The sequence below is a fragment of the Hymenobacter sp. H14-R3 genome (assembly GCF_030063445.1).
GTDB lineage: Bacteria > Bacteroidota > Bacteroidia > Cytophagales > Hymenobacteraceae > Hymenobacter.
The window spans coordinates 116,448-136,457 of the sequence record NZ_JASITD010000013.1 but is presented as its reverse complement, the minus strand read 5'-3'; the positions used below and the strand labels follow the sequence as shown (position 1 = coordinate 136,457).

Sequence of the window (20,010 nt, the reverse complement as noted above, 5' to 3'; positions counted from 1 at the left end):
TCGCAGATTCGACTGGTGCGGGTTGTCGCGGTCAAGCCATGCGGAGCGTACCCGGAAGCGGTGGGTAGGGAAAAGAGGGTGCTAGTAAACCCAAAAGAGCCGGCAAAAGTAGCCGGCTCCTCTACGTTTTATTGCTTTGGAGCTACAAGACAGCCGGCGCCAGTGGTACCAACCGCACTAGCCTGCGCCAGTAGAATCAGCGAAATCAGCGCAATCTGTCTACATCTGCGCTTTTTAGATATCCTTGTCGTCCAAGTCGTCCAGGTTGGGCTGGGCCATTTTCTGGTTGCTCGGGATGGTGTCACGCTGGCCGCCGTAGTACTTCGAGCAGTCGAGCTCGATAGTGAGCGGCGTAGTGGGCAGCGGGAAAGGGCCAGTGTCCACATCGAGCGACTTATCGGCGTACACCTTCTTCATGAAGATGCCGTAGAGCGGCAGCGCCAAGCGGGCGCCCTGGCCGTAGGCGCCGGTGCGGAAGTGAATGCTGCGGTCTTCGCCGCCAATCCACATGCCGCAGACGAGGTTGGGGGTGATGCCCATAAACCAGGCATCGGAGTAGTTGGACGTAGTACCCGTTTTGGCCCCAATGGAGGTGTTGAACTTGAAGCCCGTGTGCAGGATGGTGCTGGTGCCGCCTGGCTCGGTAGTGCTGGCTTGCAGCATGTTGGTCATCACGTAGGCCGTTTCCTCGCTGAGAGCTTCCTTGGTTTGGGCTACGAAGCGGCGCAGCTCGTTACCATTTTTGTCGTCGATGCGCGTCACCAGTAGTGGGCCAGTCCACACACCCTTATTTACGAAGGTGCCGTAGGCCCCGCACAGCTCAAAAATGCTGCAATCGGAGGCCCCGAAGCCCACGGCCGGCACCAGGTCGATGGGCGAGGTGATGCCCAAACGCTTGGCGTAGGCCACCACCGTTTCGGGCCCTAGCTTAAACACCAGCCACGCCGTGATGGAGTTCATGGAGCGGGCTAGCGCCTGCCGCAGTGTGAAGCTGCGCCCCGAAAAGCTGCCCTCAAAGTTGTGGGGCGTGTAGGGCGGCCGGCCGGCCACGCCGGGGAAGGTAGTCGCAATATCGGGCCGCGGGTAACAGGGCGAATAGCCTTGGTCGATGGCCGCCGTGTACACAATGGGCTTGAACGTGGAGCCCGGCTGGCGCTTGCCCTGCCGCACGTGGTCAAACTTGAAGAACTTATAGTTGGGCCCACCCACCCAAGCTTTTACGTAGCCGTTGAGGGGATTCACGGCCATGAAGCCGGCGCGCAGGTAGCGCTTGTAGTAAGCCAGCGAATCCATCGGCGATAGGAACATGTCGCGCTCGCCCTGCCACGAAAACACCTGCATGTGGTACTTGTGGTTCAGGTAGTAGTTCACCGAGTCTTTGTTGCCTTCAAAGCGCGTCATCAGTGACTTGTAGCGCTGGGTGCGGCGCATGGCCGTTTCCAGGAAGCGCGGAATAATCTTGCCGTTCTCATCGCGCCAGGGTAGCTGGCCCTGCCAGTGGGCCGAAAACCACTTCTGCTGCAAAGCAAGGTGCTCGGCCACGGCCTTCTCGGCGTAGGTCTGCATGCGCGAGTCGAGGGTGGTGTATATTTTCAGGCCGTCGGCGTAGAGGTCGTGGTCGGTTTCGCGGGCCCAAGCTTGCAGGTACTTGGCCACCTCGGTGCGGAAGTAGGGCGCCAGACCTTGCACCGAGCTCTCGACACTGTAGTGCAGCACGATGGACTTGGCCGTATCTTGCTGCATCTGGCTGGCGCTAAGGTAGTTGGCTTTCACCATCTGTTGCAGTACCCAATTGCGGCGGCGCTTGGAGCGTACCGGGTGCAGCACTGGGCTAAAACGTGAGGGCGCATTCACAATGCCCACCAACGTGGCCGCCTCGGCCGTAGTGAGGAGCTTGGGCTTCTTATTAAAAAACGTTTTGGCGGCCGTGTTGATACCGAAGGCGTTGGAGCCGTAATCGACGGTGTTGAGGTACATCCGCATGATTTCGCGCTTCGTGTAGTTGCGCTCCAGCTTGATGGCCAGTAGCCACTCCTTGGTTTTGGTGATGAGCAGGCCCAGCTTGCCCGCGCCGTTGAGGCTGCCGCCGTTGAGGTTGCTTTCCTCACCGGGGCGGGTTTTGAAGAGCACCTTGGCCACCTGCTGGCTCAGGGTAGAGCCGCCGCCGCTACGGCCCAGGCCCGCCACGGCCCGCATAATGCTCTTGAAGTCGATGCCCGAATGCTGCTCAAAGCGCACGTCCTCGGTAGCAATGAGCGCATCTATTACGTTCTGCGGCAGGTCTTTATAGTCAACGGGCGTGCGGTTCTCGCGGAAATACTTGCCCAGCAGCACGCCATCGGCCGAGTAGATTTCGGAGGCTAGCTCGCTCTTCGGGTTTTCGAGGGCGTGCAGGTTAGGCATGCGCCCAAACAGGTTCATGAAATTGCTGCTCACCGCCCCCAGGTAGAGCACCAGCGCCACCAACCCGCCCCCAAACAGCACCCACATGGTGCGCGTAAACGCCTGGAAGCGCCCCCTGCGCACCGGCGGCGGCCCCCGGCGCGCAGTAGAAGTAGGGCGAACCGGGGAGGAAGAAGAAGTAGGCATTTTAAGTAATTGGTAATGAAGAATTTAGAACGAAGAATTAGTTGAAGAGCAACGGGTAATTTCTCCTTCCAGACTCTTAATCCCAAATTCCCCTCAAGGGTAAACCTTCTGGTAGAATTGTTGGTAGCCGGCGAGGTCGCCGCCCGTTGCTTGCAGCAGCGTCAGGTTGGCCAGGCTGATGGTAAGCGTCTGGTAGCCCTGGCCGCGCAGGCGAGCCAGCGGCGATTGTGGGCCCCGCAGCTTGGTGGCGTAGCTCTGGGCCACCTTGGAGCCCGGCAAAGACCGGACCACCACCATTTCCTGGTCGGTGCCCAGCGGCTGGGCCGCCTGCACGGTGAGGGTATTGGCCCGGAAAAACTTGTTGTTATACGCTGTGAACTGCGCGGCCAGGTCGGCGGCCGGCGCGGTGCCCTTAGGGTACACAAGTACTACGGCGTGGGCGGCGCTCAGCTGCGTGGCGTAGGCCACGGTGGGCGCGGCTGGCGCGGGCTCCACGGTAGCAGGTGCGGATACAGTCGGCGTAGCTCCGGCGGGTACAGGGGTATCCGTAGCTGGGGCAGGAGTTGGATTAGCGCCGGGAGCCGGCGCAGTAGCGGGGGCCGGGGGGCCGGCCTTGGGTTTACCCGTGGTGGCTTTGCTGGGCTTCATTATAGCCTCTGCTGGCGCGTTGGTTTTGGCTGGTACGGCACTGGTATTGAGGCCGGTAGCTGGAGCAACGCGCGCCGGAGCCGCAGGCGTAGGCAACGGCTCAGCCGGCGTCTCGTCGGGAGCGTAGAGAATGCGTATCCGGTTGTCGACCTCGCCGGGGCGGAACACCGACACCACTGGCTTTTCGGTAGAAGCCAGGGCCCCAGCTAGTTGGCCATCTTGGGCTTTCTTGTAAGCTCCGGCTAAGGCCAGCGCCTGGGGCACTAGCGGGCTATCAGGATAGGCGGTGGCAAACTGCCCGGCCGAGGCCCGCACGGCGGCCGGGGCCTGGGTGCGAATAGCCAGCAGTAGCTTCAAGTACGCCACGCGGTCGGTGAGGTCGCTCTTGGGATATTGCTTTTCGAGGCGCGTAACGGCCGCCTTGGCGCGGGTAAAATACTGGTCCTTATACAGCGTAAAGGCCGAGTCGAGGCGGGCAGCCACGGCGTTGTGCAGGGCTCGCTCGTGCTCGCGGTACAGCGGGTCGGCAATGAGCTTGGCGTAGGTCGAGCTGGGGAACTCGCGCTGCAAAGCAGCGGCGTACTCGGCGGCCTTGGCCGGGTCGGGCAGGTCCTTGTAGTAGAGGTAGAGCAGGTAATCGGCATCGGGGGCGTGTTCGCCGCGTGGGTAGCGCGTTACCTCGCCGGCGTAGGTTTCGTAGCCGCGCTGCTTCTCTTTTAGCAGCTCCTTGTAAATGCCACCTAGCTCATACATAGCCCCTTCTACCTGCTTGTCGGAAGCTTGCAGCTGGCCGGGCGTGGTCGGAATGGCCTGGCGGTAGGTAGCTACGAGCGCGTTTTGCTCGGCCAGCGGGTCTACCACGGGGGCGGTGGCCGGGGTGGTGCCGGCGGCCGTGCCGTTCACGCGGGTTTGGTCGTTGCCGGTCACGCTCAGGGGCGCGCCGCCGTTTTGCGGGGCGTTGGGCGAAGAGCTGGGCGTGAGGGTGGTGCGCCAATTGTCTTGCAGCTTGCGGTCGCCCCAGAGGCGCAAGAAGTCGCTGCGCGCCGTGCCCAGCGAGGTGGCATTGTCAAAGTACCAGCCCGCGCCAGAGGCCACCGCCGTGGTGGCATCGAACGAATTAGGGTTGCTGATATCGCGCTGGGTGCCGCTGAGCGCACTCGGCGACGAGCTGATGCGGCTGGCGTCGGCCTGCTGCTTTTGAGCCAGTACCTTTTGGGAGGCCAGGGCTTTGGCGGCGGCTATGCGCTGGGCCTCCAGCTCGGCGGCGGCGTAGGTATTCAGGCGCTTATCTAGCTCAGCAGCAGGTAGCTTGGCCAGGGCTTGCAGGCTGTCCTGGGTTTCGATGATGGTGTACTGGGTGGCAAACTCCTGCAAAATGCCCGCGCGCTCCTGGGTAGCCAAAAACAGTGGGTTTTCCTTGGGCATGGCCTGCACGGTGCTGTCGTAGTAGGCGGCGGCCAGGCGGTATTTATGCAGGTTTTCGTAGTAGATGCGGCCGGCCAGCAGGTAGGTGTAGCCCTTCTGCGACTTGCTGACGGTGGGCATTTTAGCCGAGGTGCGCAGCAAGCCTAGGGCATCGCCGTACTTCTGCTGGCGGTAGGCCAGCCGCGCCATCTCGTAGTAAATTTTATCTTGGTACTCCTTGTTTTTGGGGTCTTTCAGCAGCGCGGCGAAGTACTTGTCCAGTCGCTCCTTGTTCTGCTTATCCAGCTCCGATACCTGGCCTAAGAGAAGTTTTGCTTGAAAGTCAAGCTCATACGGCGGGTTGTGCTTGAGAATATTATTGAGCTGGGCAGTGGCTTCCTTGTCCTGGCCCTGCGCCTGGTAGAGTTGCGCCAGTAGGAAGCGCGTGCGCGACCGCTCGTTCTTGGCCGGAATCAGCGGCACGGCGCGCTCCAACTGCTCAATAGCCTTGGCGGGCTCCTCCACCTGGAGGTAATAGTCGGCGCGGGCCAGGAATAGCTCGCGCGCATCCTTAGGCAGACCTACTTCCTTGTCGAGCAAATCGGATACCGCCTTGGCATTATCCAACTGCTTGGTTATCAAAAAGCTGCGCATTAACCCAATAAGTGCCTCCTGCTTGGCAATGGGGTCGCGGCTGGTGCTGTTCACGTACTTAAACGTGAGGATGGCGTCGTCAAACTCCATCTTATAAAACCGCGCCCAGCCCACCAGCAGGTAGGCATCGTCGGTCCAGTCGGAGCCCGCGCGGTGCTGAATGGGCAGCGACGCCTTCTTGATAATGTCGTTCAGGTCGGGCCGGGTGGCCCGCACCGTGCCGCTGTCCAGGGTAGGGTAGAGGGGCAGCACGCGGTTGTAGTCGTTGTTGCGGGCCTTGTACAAGCCTTCTTCCACGGCCCACAGCTTTTCGCGGGCCAGAAAAAACCCGTTGTCGCGGGCGGCTACGTTGTTGAGCGCGTGGCTCACCAGCGACTTATCGGAGGCGCAGCCGGCGGCGCTCAGTCCCAGCCAGGCCAGCAGCCACAACCGGTAATAGCTCAGAGGAATAGCGATTTTCAACGTCGAAAGCTGGTCTGGTAAGAACGATAAGTGGCTAGTGCAACGCCCGGCCCGGCCCAAAATGTTCGGCCCGCCCAGCGCTAACGGCTGACAACTCGTAAAATTACGCCCGCCCCGCCCGAAACCCGGCCCCGGCCTCACTGCTCCTTCACCACCTTGCCCACCGCCCCGCATGGCCACTAATTCGCCCCCGCCCAACGAACCCTCCTCCGACCGCTCGGCCCTGGCCCGGTACTCGGGCATCGCCATCCAGATGCTCGCCATCATCGGCCTCAGCACCTGGGCCGGCGTGTGGCTCGATGGCCATTTTCAACCCAAAACGCCCTGGTACACCATTGGCTTCACGCTGGGAGGCATCTTTCTGGCGCTGTACCAGGTTATTCGCAGCGTGAGCAGCGACCAATAAACTAACGGTTATTAGCTTTTGGCTGATAGCTCTTTTCTGATAAGTTAGGACTTACGCAATCGAGGCTACTGGCTAGCCCCGGTAGGGCGATGTATCAATAGCAAAATACTGATAATAAGTACTTTAACTCCGAGGGAATGACATTCGGATGCTGCGCAGGATAAGTATTGCCCCTGCCAGGCTTTGTTGTTCGCACACAGGTAGTTACCAGTGCCCTATTGCCCTACCGGGTACAACCCCGCTGGAGCTGAAAGTGGATTCTTCACGTAAGTTCTATAAGTAGTGGCTTGCATGGTAAGTGAGGTCATTTTTTAGTCTAACCAGCAAGGAAAAAGGGTGAGGCGGAAAACTTTTTTACACCAATTAATGTAGGTACATTAATTGTATCGTAGCTTTGATGCGTCATCAAGGTTACCTCTCTCTTTCCGCTATGCGCACGCATTTTTTTCCTGCCGCCGACCGCGGCCTAAAGGACATCGGCTGGCTGAAAAGCCACCTCACCTTCAGCTTCGGCCCCTACGCCCACCCCGGCCGCAACGGCTTTGGCTTGCTAAGCGTGTTTAACGACGACTACGTGTCCCCCGGCCAGGGCTTCGGCCTGCACGCCCACGCCAACATGGAAATCATTTCGGTGCTGCTGGCTGGCACCATGAACCACAAGGACTCGCTAGGCTACTCGGAGGTAATTCCGGCCGGCGGCGTGCAGATTATGAGTGCCGGCAGCGGCATCCGCCACGAAGAGTACAACGTGGGCGACGACGAGGTGAATTTTCTGCAAATCTGGATTGAGCCCAAGCTCCAGAACGTGACGCCGCGCTACCAGCGCCGCCAGTTTCCGGAAGAAAAGCGCGCCAACTGCCTCACCACTATCGTGAGCAACGAGGAAGGTACCGCCCACTGCTGGATAAATCAGAATGCCAAGCTCTCGCTGGGTTATTATACTGAAAACCAAGTGGTAGACTATCACTTCGCCCCGGCCAACAAGATGCTCTACGTATTCGTCCTCAGCGGCACCGTGCGGGTGGGCAACGAGGTGCTCGGCACCCGCGACGCGCTGGGCATTTGGGAAGGAACCGGCCACGTGCATCTCGGCTGCACCGCCGACACGCGCTTTTTATTGATTGAAGCGCCTATTAATCACTAGCGGCTCACCCCACCCCCGGCCCCTCTCCCGGAGGAAAGGGGCCGGGGGTGGGGTGAGCCGTTTGCTCATAGCTACTTAACTCACTAACTATCATGGATAATAAAATCTTAGGCCTGCACCACATCACGGCCATCGCGGGCGATGCCCAGCGCAATTTCAATTTCTACACTAAAGTGCTCGGGCTGCGCTTTCTCAAGAAAACTGTCAATTTCGACGACCCCGGCACCTACCACTTGTACTATGGCGACGAGCGCGGCTCGGCCGGCACCATCCTCACGTTTTTCCCTTGGGAGCACATGACGCCCGGCCGCCGTGGCCCCGGCCAGGCCACCGAAACCGGCTACGCCGTGCCCGTCGGCAGCCTCGATTTTTGGATGAAGCGCTTCGAGGCCAACGGTATCACCTGTAATAAGCCGGCCGAAAAGTTTGGCCAGCGCTACCTCACCTTCCTCGACCCCGACGGCCTCAAGCTGGAGCTGACCGAAGTGGCCGACGACCCCCGCACGCCCTGGACCACCGCCGAGGTATCGGCCGAGGTAGCCACCCGCGGCTTCCACCACATTACCCTCACCCTGAGCAATATCGAAGGCACGGCCGCCGTGCTTACCGACGTATTTGGCTACAAGCTGGTGGCCCAGCACGTCAACCGTTTCCGCTACGCCACCGATGCCCTGGACACCGCCAATATCGTGGAGCTAGTGGCCGCCCCTGGCGAGGCCCACGGCCACGTGGCCGGCGGCTCGGTGCACCACGTAGCCTTCCGGGTGAAGGACGATGCCAGTCAGCTGTATTTCCGCAACCTGCTCATTAAGAAAGGCTTGCAGGTAACACCCCAGATTGACCGCCAGTACTTCCACGCCATGTACTTCCGCGAGCCGGGCGGGATACTATTTGAAGTAGCCACCGACAACCCCGGCTTTATGGTAGATGAGCCGCTGGCCGAGTTGGGCACGCACCTCATGCTGCCACCCCAGCACGAAAGCAAGCGCGCCGCCATCGAAGCACACCTGCCCGTATTAGCTTAATTATGAGTGCTATAAGCCTAAGCACGGCGGTTTTTCAGCCCCTTACTTACGTCTACCAGCCCGCGCCCACGCCGGCGCGGGCCACGTTGCTCCTGCTGCACGGCACCGGCGGCGACGAGCGCGACCTGCTTGCTATTGCCGCCCGCTTTGGGCCCGGCCTCAACGTGCTCAGCCTGCGCGGCAACGTGCAGGAGGGTGGGATGCCGCGCTTCTTTCGCCGCCTGGGCATGGGTGTGTTCGACGAGCCCGACGTGATTTTTCGTACCCACGAGCTGGCTGATTTCCTAGGTAAAGTAGCTGTGAAAGAAGGCTTTGATGCGACCAAGCTCATTGCCGTAGGCTACTCCAACGGGGCCAACATTGCGGGCGGCCTGCTTATGCTGTACCCCGGCCTGCTGGCGGGCGCGGTGCTGTGGCGGCCCATGCAGCCGCTGGTGCAGCAAGTGCCCGTGTTTGCCGCGCCGCGCCCGGTGCCGGTGTTCTTCACCCCTGGCCAGCAAGACCCCACCGTGCGCCCCGCCGCCACCAATGCCTACGCCGCCCTGCTCACGCGAGCCGGCTACGTCCTCACGCGCCGCGATATGCCCACCGGCCACAACCTCGTGCCGGCCGACCTCGACGGGGCTGTGGCCTGGCTGGAGGCCAACTTCCCGGCCGTTTAATACCGTGCAAATACTGGTAATTCATCCTGCTGCTCGCGGTAGTTTTTTACTTTACCGGAGCATTAAAATAGCCCTACTGGCTCCGGCCGGCGGAGCTTTTGCGTGACTATTAGCCAGTTCATGCCGACCTTTGCCCCCCGGCTTCGGCTATTCCTTATATGAACGCTCGTTTTCTCACCCATTTTGCCGCCTTTGCACTGGCCATTTTCGTGGTGCTGTTTGGGTTGCGGGCGAGCTTCGGCGCGGCGGTCGTGCACCCATCAGCCCCGGCCGTATTGGGGGTGCTACTGGTTCTGACACTGCTTACTTACTGGTTCACGGCGCGGGTAACGCAGCGCTCACCCGATAATTTTTTGGTGGCCTACTTTGGAGGCGTTGGGCTGCGGCTGGTGTTAGGTATTGGCATCATCCTGTCCTACTTTTTTGGGGGCGGGTTGAGCAATAATCACGCGATGCTCACTTTCCTCGGGGCCTTCTTCATTGGCTATTTTCTGTGCGCTGGCTTTGAAATCTGGGCTATTTTTAGTAACTTGCGCCCGTTTTCAGCGAAGCAAGTCCCAAAAGAATAGAAATTTACCAACGGACTTGATTTTAACTACTATTGAATGAAGCGTTTACTAACCCTCTTTCTTTGCTTGTGCACGTTCGCCGGTTTTGCCGCCGAACCCACCGAGACGGGTGAAAAAGGGAAGGCTTTCAACCCGGGCGAAGTTATTTTGCACCACGTGGCCGACTCACACGAGTGGCACTGGTTCAGCACCGACAACAGCAACTTTGTCACCTACCTACCCGTGTTCGCCTACGAGCCGGGCCGGGGGCTATCCTCTTTTTCATCAGAAAAGCTTGCTGAAGGTAAAACTTACGGCAATTTCAAACTGGAACATGAAAAACTAGTGACGCTCGATGGCGGCAAGGTTTACGACTTTTCCATTACCAAGAACGTGGCCGCGCTAGCCATGAGCAGCCTGTTGCTGGTGTTCATCTTTGCCTCGGTGGCCAAGTCGTACAACCGGCGCGTGGGCCAGGCTCCCTCGGGCCTGCAATCACTGCTAGAGCCATTCGTGGTCTTCATCCGCGACGAAGTAGGCAAAAAAAGCATCGGCCCCAAGTATGAGCGATACATGCCGTACCTGCTCACGGTGTTCTTCTTCATCTGGTTCAATAATCTGCTGGGCCTCACGCCCGGCGCGGCCAACCTCTCGGGCAACATTGCCGTTACGATGGCCTTGGCTTTGATTACGCTGCTCATCACGCTTTTCAGCGCCAACAAAAACTACTGGGGCCACATTTTCGCGCCTCCCGGGGTGCCGTGGCCGCTCTACATCATCATGGTACCCGTCGAGCTGGTGGGCGTGCTGGTAAAGCCGTTCTCGTTGATGATTCGTTTGTTCGCTAACATCACGGCCGGGCACATTATCATTCTGAGCTTCATTAGCCTCATCTTCATCTTCCGCTCGTCCGCCACTGGCTTTATCGCCGTTCCCTTCGGTCTGTTTATCAGCATGTTGGAACTATTGGTAGCTGTGTTACAAGCCTACATCTTTACGCTGCTAACTGCCATGTACATCGGCAGCGCCGTGGAAGAGCATCACCACGACGAAGCCCACAGCCCCGACAATGACTTCGGCACGGCCGAGCAGCGTGGGGGCGGTTCCAACCTTGCGCATCTTACCCGGCCCGACGTAGCGGCTCACTAGTTTAGCCGCGCTACTCTGTTGGTAGCCTGGTTTTATTTCCCAAGTTTCTCTTTCCCTACACACATTTCTTTTTTACCATGCTTCTTTCGTTGTTACTGCAAGTTGTTAATTCGGTTGGTCTGGCTGTAATGGGTGCCGGCATCGGCGCTGGTTTGGCTATCCTGGGCGCTGGCCTGGGTATTGGCCGCATCGGTGGTAGCGCTATGGAGGCTATCGGCCGTCAGCCCGAGGCTTCGGGCAAAATCCAGACTGCCATGCTTATCGTAGCGGCACTCTTGGAAGGTGCTACGCTGTTCGCCATCGTAGTCTGCCTGCTCATCGCGCTGAACTTGAAGTAATCGCTTCGGTATAGCCCGGCCGGCTGGCTCCCGCTTTGGGAGCCGGCCGTGCCGGGTTTTCGTTCGGCTAAAGCCTGAGTTTACGTGGCAACGCCCGTCAAATCAGCAGTTTCGGCAACTTCCTTGCCGCTGCTGAATGTTTACTAGTGCGGCTTAGTTGCTGCGCTGCCACCCCCGATAATTGCCGTACTCATGTCGCTTATCACCCCCGAATTTGGTTTGCTATTCTGGCAAACTTTGATTTTTCTCCTCCTGCTTCTTTTGCTCGCCAAGTTCGCTTGGAAGCCCATTCTAGGTTCGCTGAAAGAGCGTGAGGACAGTATTGACCAGGCCCTGAAAATGGCCGAGCAAGCTAAGCTAGAAATGCAAAGCCTGAAGGCTGGCAACGAGAAGCTCCTGACCGACGCTCGCCACGAGCGCGACCAGATGCTGAAAGAAGGCCAGGCCATGGCTGCCCAGTTTGTGGAGCAGGCCAAAACCAGCGCTTCGGAAGAAGCCGCCCGCATTACCCAGCAGGCCCGCGAAGCCATTCAGCAGGAGAAGAACCAGGCCCTTGCCGAGGTAAAGAACACCGCTGCCCAGCTGAGCCTCGACATCGCCGAGCGCATTCTGCGCCGCGAGCTAGCCGACCCTACTGCCCAGCAGCAGTTGGTAGACGTGTACCTGAAAGACGTAAAATTAAATTAAGTAAGCTGTTAGCTGATAGCGGCTTAGCTGTTGGCTTACATATATCAAAAGCGAGTAGCTAACCGCTATTGGCTACCAGCTAAAAACCAATGGCCGACCAACGAGTAGCCGCCCGCTATGCCAAGTCCTTGCTGGATTTGGCGCAGGAAATGGGCACCCTGGCAACCATTAAGCAGGATATGGACTTGCTGGCCAACACCATGGCTGGCAGTCGCGACCTGCGCCTGCTGCTCCGCAACCCGATTGTGAAGCACGACAAGAAACTCAGCATCCTCACCGCCATCTTCGGCGGCAAGGTGTCGGAGATGCTGATGCGCTTCTTTCAGATTTTGACCAGCAAAAACCGCGAGTCAGCTTTGGAGCACATTGGTTTCGAGTTCCTGTCGCAGTATAACGCTCTAATGGGCGTGCAGGTGGCGGAAGTGACGTCGGCCACGCCGCTCACGCCCGCCACTCGTGCCGAAGTCGAGCAGCTGGTGAAGCAGCAAACCGGCCTCACCGAAGTTTCGCTCACCGAAAAGGTCGATGCCTCGCTTATTGGCGGCTTCGTGCTGCGGGTGGGCGACCAGCAAGTCGACGATTCGGTAAAGGGTAACCTGCGCCGCCTGCGCGCGTCCCTCACCGACAATACGTATCAACCTAGCTCAAATTAAGAAACCATATCATGGCAGAAGTACGCCCGGACGAAGTATCCGCTATCCTGCGGCAGCAGCTGTCCAATTTCAAATCGGCCGCCGAGCTGGAAGAAGTCGGCACGGTGCTGCAAGTTGGCGACGGTGTGGCCCGCATCTACGGGCTGTCGCACGCGCAGTCGGGCGAGCTGATTGAGTTCGAAAACGGCCTGCAAGCGCTGGTGCTGAACCTCGAAGAAGACAACGTAGGTGCCGTAATGCTCGGCGACTACGGCGACATCAAAGAGGGTGCTACCGTGCGCCGCACCAAAAAGATTGCCGCCATCCAGGTGGGCGAGGGCATTGTGGGCCGCGTGGTAAACACGCTGGGCCAGCCTATCGACGGCCGTGGCCCCATCGTGGGCCAAACCTACGAGATGCCCCTGGAGCGCAAGGCACCCGGCGTAATCTTCCGCCAGCCGGTGACCGAGCCCCTGCAAACGGGAATCAAGGCTATCGACGCCATGATTCCAATTGGCCGCGGCCAGCGCGAGCTGATTATCGGTGACCGCCAGACCGGCAAGTCGACCGTAGCGCTCGATGCCATCCTGAACCAGCGCGAGTTTTACGACCGTGGTGAGCCAGTTTTTTGCATCTACGTGGCCATCGGCCAGAAGGCTTCGACGGTAGCACAGGTAGTGCAGGCCCTCACCAAAGGCGGCGCCATGGAATACACGGTCGTGGTGTCGGCTTCGGCTTCGGACCCCGCGCCGATGCAGTTCTACGCCCCATTTACGGGTGCCGCCATCGGCGAATACTTCCGCGATACGGGCCGTCCGGCGCTGGTAGTATACGACGACTTGAGCAAGCAGGCCGTGGCTTACCGCGAGGTGTCGCTGCTGCTGCGTCGTCCTCCCGGACGTGAGGCCTACCCCGGCGACGTATTTTACCTGCACAGCCGCCTCTTGGAGCGTGCCGCTAAAATCAACGCTTCGGACGAGATTGCGCGCAACATGAACGACCTGCCTGAAAGCCTGAAGCCGCTGGTGAAAGGTGGTGGCTCGCTCACGGCCTTGCCCATCATCGAAACGCAGGCGGGCGACGTGTCGGCCTATATTCCGACCAACGTAATCTCGATTACGGATGGCCAGATTTTTCTCGAAACCAACCTCTTCAACTCCGGCGTGCGCCCCGCTATCAACGTGGGTATCTCGGTAAGCCGCGTGGGTGGTAACGCCCAGATTAAGAGCATGAAGAAGGTGTCGGGCACGCTGAAGCTCGACCAGGCCCAGTTTCGCGAACTGGAAGCTTTTGCCAAGTTCGGTTCCGACCTCGATGCTTCGACCAGGCTCACCATTGAGCGCGGCCGCCGCAACCTGGAGATTCTGAAGCAGCCCCAGTTTTCGCCCGTGAAGGTGGAAGACCAAGTGGCCATCATCTACGCTTCGACCAACGGCCTGCTCGACACCGTGCCCGTAAACCGGGTGCGTGAGTTCGAGGTGGAGTTCCGCCAGGTACTGAACGCCCGTCACCCCGAGGTGCTCAAGGCCTTGAAAGCCGGCAAGCTGGATGACTCGGTAACGGGTGCCATCCGCCAAACGGCCAAGGACGTAGCGGCTAGCTACGCTGTTAAGTAAGTATCAGAAACTAGTTGTCATTGCGAGGAGGAACGACTAAGTAATCTTTCCTTGCCGCCTGCTGTAACAAGTAGGGCGAATAGGAGGAGGGATTGCTTCGTCGTTCCTCCTCGCAATGACAATTGGTTTTTAGCTATTAATCAAGTTTATGGCCTCCCTCAAAGAAGTACGCTCGCGCATCCAATCGGTGTCGAGCACGCAGCAGATTACCAAGGCCATGAAAATGGTGGCGGCGGCCAAGCTGCGCCGGGCCCAGGACAACATCATTCGGATGCGCCCCTACGCCCAGCGGCTGACCAGCATCCTGGCCAACCTGACGCGCACTACTACCGACGAGGTGGTGAGCGAGTATGGCCAGGTGCGAGAAGTGAGCCGGGTGCTCATCATCGCCATTACCTCCGACCGGGGCTTGGCGGGTGCTTTCAACGCCAACGTATTTAAGGGCGTAAATGCCTTGATAGCTGACCGTTATGCTAACCTGCCTAAAGACAACATTACTATGTTGGCCATCGGCAAGAAGGCGCATGACTACTACACGCGGCGCGGGGCCAAGCGGGTGGGTGATTACACACATGTCTTCGCCAAGCTGTCGTTTGATACGGTGCGCGCCGCGGCGGAAGTAGCGATGGAAGGTTTCGTGGAGGGCACCTATGACCAAGTGGTGATGGTGTACAACGAGTTTAAGAACGTGGCGATGCAGGTTATCAATACCGAGCAGCTGCTGCCACTCGTGCCCACGGAGGTGCCCGCCGATGTGCCCAGCTCCACTGCGCCGGACGCCAACATCGACTATATTTTTGAGCCGAGCAAGGAGGACATCATCCAAACCCTCATTCCGCAGAGCCTGAAAATTCAGCTTTACAAGGCGGTGCTGGAAAGCAACGCCTCGGAGCACGGCGCCCGCATGACGGCCATGGACAAAGCCACCGACAACGCCGGCGAGCTGCTTAAAGCCCTGAAGCTGACGTACAACCGGACGCGCCAGGCAGCTATTACCACCGAGATTCTCGAAATCGTGGGTGGGGCCGAAGCCCTAGCAGCTACTCGCTAACACGCAGTGCCGCACAGTGCAGAAGCGCCGGAGCCCATAGCGGCTTCGGCGCTTTTTACTTGCGGATGAGTAGCGCGGCCCCGCATATCCAGGCTGCTCGCTGTCGTATGCTAGGCGCAGAAGCACCGCTTTTTGGCCTTCCTAAAAACCTGTAAGTAAGTAGGTTGCTGAAACTACTCGCGGGTTGATGAGTTAAGGAGTTAATTCTAGAGTAGTTGGCGTGCTTTATACCGGAAGGGGGTTTTTTCTTCTATTACTGTGCCTGGTGCTGGGCAGGGAGGCCGCCCAAGCGCAAGGGCCGACGCCGCCGCTGGCCCAGGTAGCTGCCGTGCGCGACAGTATCGGGCGCTTGCTGGTGGCCGAGCCCCGGCGCGATACCACACGGGTGGGGCGCCTCAATGCGCTGTCTTTCATTTTGCGCACCAACGAGGCCCCGCAGTCGCAGTACCTGGCCCGACAGGCCTTGGCACTGGCCCAGCAGTTACATTTCAGCAAGGGGCTGCTGGATGCACACTTCAACCTGGGCTACTACTTCCGGGCGTGTAATCAGTACGATTCGGCCATCTATTATTCTCGTAAGGCATTGGATATGAGTATGCGTATTCAGAGCCGCTATACCCAAACGCGCGCCTACTATAACCTGACGCGCATTTATACCGAGCAAGGTAACTATGCCGCTGCCTTGGGCCCCAGCCTGGATGGGCTGGCCCTGGCTCATACCATTCACAACGCCCGGGCCGAGCTGTTTCAGCTGGTGCAGGTGGGGCGTATCGAGCTGGCGCTGGGCGACTATGCCGCCGCTTACACCCACGTAATTGAAGCCAGCCGGCTAATTGCGGCGGCGCACGACCCGCTGGGCACTGGCTACGTGTATTTTGGCCTCGGCGATATCAGCCGGGAGCAGGGGCAGTGGTTGGCCGCCCGCCGCTACTACGTGCGGGCAGAAACCAACTGGCGGCTGGTGTACAATGCCCACGGCTTGCTGCCCATCGAACTAAGTAAGGCCGAAATGACGGACCGCCTTGGCGACCACCTGGCGGCCCGTGGTGCCGCCTATGGGCTGCTGCGCCGCGCCCAGGCCACCGGTGGCACTCCCGAGCAGGTGACCCGGGCTACGCTGCTACTCGCCCAAACCTGGCTGGCTACCGCTCGCCCCGATAGTGCCCGCTACTATGCGGCCCGCAGCCTGGCCGCCTCCCTGCCTGCCCACTTGCGCCCCGCAATCCGCGATGCGGCCCAGGTGCTGGCTCAGGCCAGTGACCAAATGGGCAAGGGCCATGATGCCTATCGCTACCAGGCCCTGGCTAGCACCTACGCCGATAGTATCAACGGTGAGGCTACCCGGCGGCGGGCCGCTGCCCTCCAGACGCAGGCGGCCCGTAGCCAGCAGCAAGACCAAATAATACTGCTGCGGCAGCAGGCGCGCCTCCAAACCCAGCAGCAGGAGCTACAGCACCTGCGCTACCGGCAGGGAGCGGCGGCCCTGGTGGGCCTGGCCTTGGTGGTGCTGGCGGCCGGTGGTTACGGGCTGTGGCGCTACCGCCGCCGCGAAACGTTGCGCCAGGAGGCGCTGCGCACCCGCATTGCCGCCGACCTGCACGATGAAGTAGGCAGCATGCTCACCCAGATATCCATGCAGAGCACGCTGCTGCGCGAGGGGCGCTACGCCCCGGCCCAGCAGCAGGCCTACCTCGACCAGATGGCCGACGCCAGCCGCCGCGCCGCCCGCCAGATGAGCGACGCCGTGTGGAGCATCGACGCGCGCTATGACTCGGCTGCCAGCCTGCTCGACCGCCTGCGCGACCACGCCCACGAAGTGCTGCCGCCCGCCGGCCTGGAACTCGACTTTGCGGCCGAGCCCGCCGTGGCCACCGCCCCGCTGCCGCTGGCTACCCGCCAGGCCCTGTACTACATCTACAAAGAGGCGCTGCACAATGTGGTGAAGCACGCCCAGGCCCGGCAGGTGCGCGTGCGCCTGCGCCTGCTGGGCCAGCAGCTAGAGTTGCTGGTGCACGACGATGGCCGGGGCCTGCCCACCGCTGCCGGCCGGCCGGGCGGCCAGGGCCTGCGCAACATGCGCATGCGGGCCCAGGCCGTGGGCGGGGTTATCACCTTCGCAGCCGCGGCGCCGGGCACCAGCGTGGTGGTGCACTTACCTCTGGGCTAACGCTGGTAAATTCACATCTTTATGCTATACCGCCGTACGCTGGCCGCGCCGACCTTTGCGCCGTGATAACTCTCGGCATCATTGAAGACCAGGCGGCCATTCGCGAGGCGCTGTTTGAGTATCTGGGCGCGCAGCCTGAGTTCGACTGCGTGCTGTGCGCCGCTTCGCACGAGGAATTCATGGCCGCGCTGCCCGCCCTAGCGGTTCTGCCCACGCTGGTGCTCTCCGATATTGGCCTGCCCGGCCGCTCGGGCATTGAGGGCCTGAGCGTGCTGCGGCAGGTGCTGCCCCAGGCCGAAGTGCTGATGTTGAGCGTGTACACCGATGCCGAGCGCGTGTTTGAGGCCCTGCGCGCGGGGGCCGTGGGCTACCTTGAAAAAACCACCCCGCTGCCCCTGCTCAAGGAGCATCTGCTGCAAGTAGCGGCCGGCGGCTCGCCCATGAGCCCGAGCGTGGCCCGGCACGTTACGCGCTATTTTGCCCCGCGCCCAACGGCCCCCGCCGATACGCTCACAGCCCGCGAGCGCGATATCGTGCGCGGCATTGAGGACGGGCTGAGCTACAAAAGCCTCGCCGACCGCCTGCACCTGAGCATCGACACGGTGCGCTCGCACATCCGGCAAGTATACCGCAAGCTGCAAGTCAATTCCAAGTCTGAACTGATGGCCAAGACCCGGCAGCGGCCTCTGTTCCTGCTGTTCTGGTAAAGCAGCTTTTCGCATTTTTATTTGCCCTTCCTGAGCTATGAAAAGCCCCCGTTGCCGACTGGTAGCGGGGGCTTTTACGTGCCGGAGGCGGTACTTTTGGCCTACCCATGCGTTATTTCATTCACTTAGCCTACGACGGCACGGCCTATAGCGGCTGGCAGGTGCAGCCCGGTGTGCCCACCGTGCAGGAGTCCCTCAACATTGCCTTGAGCCAGGTGCTACGCCAGCCCATTCGCACTCAGGGCAGCGGGCGCACCGATGCCGGCGTGCACGCCAGCCACCAGGTAGCCCATTTTGAGGCCGATTTTCCGCCCGAAATGACGCTCGACCTGCTGCGCTACCGCCTCAACCGCACCCTGCCGCCCGATGTGCAGGTGTTCCGCATTCATGAGGTTGATGAGCGCGCCAACGCCCGCTTCTCGGCCGAGGCCCGCACTTACGAGTACTTTGTGAGCCTGCACCCCGACCCCTTTCGGCGCGACCAGGTGCTGTACCTTGACCGCGCCCCCGACGTGGCGGCCATGAATGAGGCGGCCGCCTTCCTCGTGGGTCAGTTCGATTTCACGGCCTTCTCCAAGGTGAAGGGGGCCGAAACGCACTACATCTGCCGCCTCTACGCGGCGGGCTGGCACGAGGTACCGGGCGGGCTGGTCTTTCGCATTCGGGCCAACCGCTTTGTGCGGGGCATGGTGCGGTTGGTGGTAGGTACGCTGCTCGATGTGGGCCGGGGCAAGATTACGCCGCTGGCTTTTCAGCAAATCCTGTTTCAGCAGCAGCGCATTGCAGCCAGCACGGCCGCGCCGGCTAAAGGTCTGTATTTGAGTAAGGTAGAGTATCCCGATGAAATTATAACGGGAATAGCCCCACCCGAACGAGCCTGATTTAGGTACAAAAAAGCCTGTTTAGTTCAGCGGGTCTTTTACAGCAGTACAAAGCAGTTTAAATAAAGGGCCTATTTGCTTGCGCCCGAACCGGCGCTGGTGGCTGCCGTAGCTGGCCGGGGCTTGGCATACTTGCGCGCCAGCTGCTTGATGTAGCGCTCCGACACCGCCGAAAAGCGCGGGTACGTCCAGTTCTTTTTAGCGGCTTGCTGATAGAGCAGCACGAACGAAAACGGGTTGTCGGCATTGGCCAGCAGCGGCTTTTGATAGCCGCTTTTTACGATGGCGTACGCCATGTAAAAGCCCGGCAGGTGGCCATTCGAGCCATTGGTGAGGCGGCGGTAAAACTTGAGCGGCGTGGCCGCGCCGCCCGCCGCCTGCACCTGAATGGTCGAGTCAATTTTGTGAATAACGGCCGGGGCGGGCTTGAGCAGCCAGCTGCGTATTTCCGCCGAGTCGGCCGACTGCTCCAGCAGCACGCGCTTGTCGATGAGGTCGGCCAGGCCTTCGTTCTGGGCCGAGTAAAACGACCACAGCAGGCCCTCATCGGCCGGGTCTTCGGTGCCCGTGTTTATAGCAGTGCGTAGCTGGTGGTGCATTTCGTGCGCCTCCAGAATGCCCGGCCACTGGGAGTTGTCGCGGGCGCTGCGCAGGCTGAAAAAAATGCCTTCCGCCTGCGAGGTAGCGTCATTGCCCAGCGCCACGTAGCCGAGCTTGAGCCCAGCCACCCGCGTGTGGTTGCGGGCTGGCAGAAACTCGTAAGCGTAGGTGTACATCTTTTCCAGATAAGCCGGGTTTTTCACCGTTTCAGCCAAGAAGGTTTTGTACACTACCTCTTGCTCCTTATAGTCGTTGACGAGCACGTAATACCACGATTTGGCCGTGAGCTTGGTTTGCAGTATTGCCTGGTAACGAGGCCGATACACCACCTCGATGGCCCGCCGATACCGCCGCAGGCTGGCCGTGTCGGACCCCCATACCGAACTGGCGTACACCTTGTTGGCCGGCACCGCGAGCAGGGCCTGCCAGGCCTGGTCGGTCAGGGGCTCGTCGCGGCGCAGCGCGTCGGTCAGCTGCCAGTAGGCCGCGGCGCCGTCCGTGTCAATCGTTTGGGCCTGGGCCCCGGCCGCGGTCAGCAGCAGGCCAGCGAGGAGCAGCGGGCGTTGGGAAAAGCGGAGCATCGAAAAAAGATTGGGAATGAGCGCCGTAGCGCTGGCCGCCCGCCAGTGGAAAATACAGG

The 20,010-nt window shown here is 60.3% G+C and carries 17 protein-coding genes; 14 read left to right on the top strand and 3 right to left on the bottom strand.

All coding sequences use genetic code 11. The annotated features are described in order from the left end of the window. Positions 1–234: 234 nt before the first annotated feature. Positions 235–2,589: a transglycosylase domain-containing protein gene (locus tag QMK33_RS13540; RefSeq protein ID WP_283565130.1), complete on the bottom strand. Its 2,355-nt coding sequence runs from the start codon at positions 2,587–2,589 to the stop codon at positions 235–237. A 93-nt stretch (positions 2,590–2,682) separates the two neighbouring features. Continuing rightward, a complete protein-coding gene (gene porW, locus QMK33_RS13535) occupies positions 2,683–5,757 on the bottom strand; it encodes a type IX secretion system periplasmic lipoprotein PorW/SprE (RefSeq protein WP_283565129.1) in 3,075 nt (1,024 codons plus the stop codon). 172 nt (positions 5,758–5,929) lie between these two features. Between porW and QMK33_RS13530 the strand changes: the two genes are divergently transcribed. From QMK33_RS13530 to truA, 14 genes are all read left to right on the top strand, one after another. Next, positions 5,930–6,163, top strand: coding sequence for an AtpZ/AtpI family protein (locus tag QMK33_RS13530; protein WP_283565128.1), 234 nt, complete (start codon positions 5,930–5,932; stop codon positions 6,161–6,163). 430 nt (positions 6,164–6,593) lie between these two features. After that, positions 6,594–7,307 carry a pirin family protein gene (locus QMK33_RS13525; RefSeq protein ID WP_283565127.1) on the top strand — a complete coding sequence of 238 codons (714 nt, stop codon included), beginning with the start codon at positions 6,594–6,596 and terminating at the stop codon, positions 7,305–7,307. Positions 7,308–7,399: 92 nt separating this feature from the next. Continuing rightward, complete coding sequence (locus QMK33_RS13520; RefSeq protein ID WP_283565126.1) at positions 7,400–8,332, top strand: ring-cleaving dioxygenase; 933 nt, start codon at positions 7,400–7,402, stop codon at positions 8,330–8,332. 2 nt (positions 8,333–8,334) lie between these two features. Then, positions 8,335–8,994, top strand: a complete 660-nt coding sequence (locus QMK33_RS13515; protein ID WP_283565125.1) for an alpha/beta hydrolase — start codon at positions 8,335–8,337, stop codon at positions 8,992–8,994. 158 nt (positions 8,995–9,152) lie between these two features. Continuing rightward, positions 9,153–9,563 (top strand): hypothetical protein, encoded by a 411-nt coding sequence (locus QMK33_RS13510; protein ID WP_283565124.1) that lies wholly within the window; start codon positions 9,153–9,155, stop codon positions 9,561–9,563. Between the two features lie 66 nt (positions 9,564–9,629). Next, complete coding sequence (gene atpB / locus QMK33_RS13505) at positions 9,630–10,691, top strand: F0F1 ATP synthase subunit A (RefSeq protein WP_283565123.1); 1,062 nt, start codon at positions 9,630–9,632, stop codon at positions 10,689–10,691. Positions 10,692–10,768: 77 nt separating this feature from the next. Further along, positions 10,769–11,029: an ATP synthase F0 subunit C gene (gene atpE / locus QMK33_RS13500; RefSeq protein WP_283565122.1), complete on the top strand. Its 261-nt coding sequence runs from the start codon at positions 10,769–10,771 to the stop codon at positions 11,027–11,029. Positions 11,030–11,221: 192 nt separating this feature from the next. After that, positions 11,222–11,716, top strand: a complete 495-nt coding sequence (locus tag QMK33_RS13495) for a F0F1 ATP synthase subunit B (protein ID WP_283565121.1) — start codon at positions 11,222–11,224, stop codon at positions 11,714–11,716. A gap of 89 nt (positions 11,717–11,805) precedes the next feature. Then, a complete protein-coding gene (gene atpH / locus QMK33_RS13490; protein WP_283565120.1) occupies positions 11,806–12,369 on the top strand; it encodes an ATP synthase F1 subunit delta in 564 nt (187 codons plus the stop codon). An 11-nt stretch (positions 12,370–12,380) separates the two neighbouring features. Next, positions 12,381–13,964: a F0F1 ATP synthase subunit alpha gene (gene atpA, locus QMK33_RS13485; RefSeq protein ID WP_283565119.1), complete on the top strand. Its 1,584-nt coding sequence runs from the start codon at positions 12,381–12,383 to the stop codon at positions 13,962–13,964. Positions 13,965–14,112: 148 nt separating this feature from the next. After that, entirely contained in the window at positions 14,113–15,015 is a 903-nt protein-coding gene (gene atpG, locus QMK33_RS13480) for an ATP synthase F1 subunit gamma (RefSeq protein WP_283565118.1), read from the top strand. 220 nt (positions 15,016–15,235) lie between these two features. Next, a complete protein-coding gene (locus tag QMK33_RS13475; protein WP_283565117.1) occupies positions 15,236–17,182 on the top strand; it encodes an ATP-binding protein in 1,947 nt (648 codons plus the stop codon). 62 nt (positions 17,183–17,244) lie between these two features. Next, positions 17,245–17,889 carry a response regulator gene (locus QMK33_RS13470; protein ID WP_283565116.1) on the top strand — a complete coding sequence of 215 codons (645 nt, stop codon included), beginning with the start codon at positions 17,245–17,247 and terminating at the stop codon, positions 17,887–17,889. A 107-nt stretch (positions 17,890–17,996) separates the two neighbouring features. Beyond that, the gene (truA, locus tag QMK33_RS13465) at positions 17,997–18,770 is read left to right on the top strand and encodes a tRNA pseudouridine(38-40) synthase TruA (RefSeq protein ID WP_283565115.1); all 774 of its coding nucleotides are present in this window, start codon (positions 17,997–17,999) and stop codon (positions 18,768–18,770) included. Between the two features lie 71 nt (positions 18,771–18,841). On the opposite strand, the gene QMK33_RS13460 is transcribed toward truA, so the two are convergent. Then, complete coding sequence (locus tag QMK33_RS13460) at positions 18,842–19,951, bottom strand: DUF5700 domain-containing putative Zn-dependent protease (RefSeq protein ID WP_283565114.1); 1,110 nt, start codon at positions 19,949–19,951, stop codon at positions 18,842–18,844. Positions 19,952–20,010 lie beyond the last annotated feature (59 nt).

What these genes read in the sequence shown, in the direction of transcription:
- QMK33_RS13540 (WP_283565130.1), bottom strand. Translation starts at nt 2,589, where the DNA reads ATGCCTACTTCTTCTTCCTCCCCGGTTCGCCCTACTTCTACTGCGCGC.
- QMK33_RS13530 (WP_283565128.1), top strand. Translation starts at nt 5,930, where the DNA reads ATGGCCACTAATTCGCCCCCGCCCAACGAACCCTCCTCCGACCGCTCG.
- QMK33_RS13525 (WP_283565127.1), top strand. Translation starts at nt 6,594, where the DNA reads ATGCGCACGCATTTTTTTCCTGCCGCCGACCGCGGCCTAAAGGACATC.
- QMK33_RS13520 (WP_283565126.1), top strand. Translation starts at nt 7,400, where the DNA reads ATGGATAATAAAATCTTAGGCCTGCACCACATCACGGCCATCGCGGGC.
- QMK33_RS13515 (WP_283565125.1), top strand. Translation starts at nt 8,335, where the DNA reads ATGAGTGCTATAAGCCTAAGCACGGCGGTTTTTCAGCCCCTTACTTAC.
- QMK33_RS13510 (WP_283565124.1), top strand. Translation starts at nt 9,153, where the DNA reads ATGAACGCTCGTTTTCTCACCCATTTTGCCGCCTTTGCACTGGCCATT.
- atpE (WP_283565122.1), top strand. Translation starts at nt 10,769, where the DNA reads ATGCTTCTTTCGTTGTTACTGCAAGTTGTTAATTCGGTTGGTCTGGCT.
- QMK33_RS13495 (WP_283565121.1), top strand. Translation starts at nt 11,222, where the DNA reads ATGTCGCTTATCACCCCCGAATTTGGTTTGCTATTCTGGCAAACTTTG.
- atpH (WP_283565120.1), top strand. Translation starts at nt 11,806, where the DNA reads ATGGCCGACCAACGAGTAGCCGCCCGCTATGCCAAGTCCTTGCTGGAT.
- atpA (WP_283565119.1), top strand. Translation starts at nt 12,381, where the DNA reads ATGGCAGAAGTACGCCCGGACGAAGTATCCGCTATCCTGCGGCAGCAG.
- atpG (WP_283565118.1), top strand. Translation starts at nt 14,113, where the DNA reads ATGGCCTCCCTCAAAGAAGTACGCTCGCGCATCCAATCGGTGTCGAGC.
- truA (WP_283565115.1), top strand. Translation starts at nt 17,997, where the DNA reads ATGCGTTATTTCATTCACTTAGCCTACGACGGCACGGCCTATAGCGGC.
- QMK33_RS13460 (WP_283565114.1), bottom strand. Translation starts at nt 19,951, where the DNA reads ATGCTCCGCTTTTCCCAACGCCCGCTGCTCCTCGCTGGCCTGCTGCTG.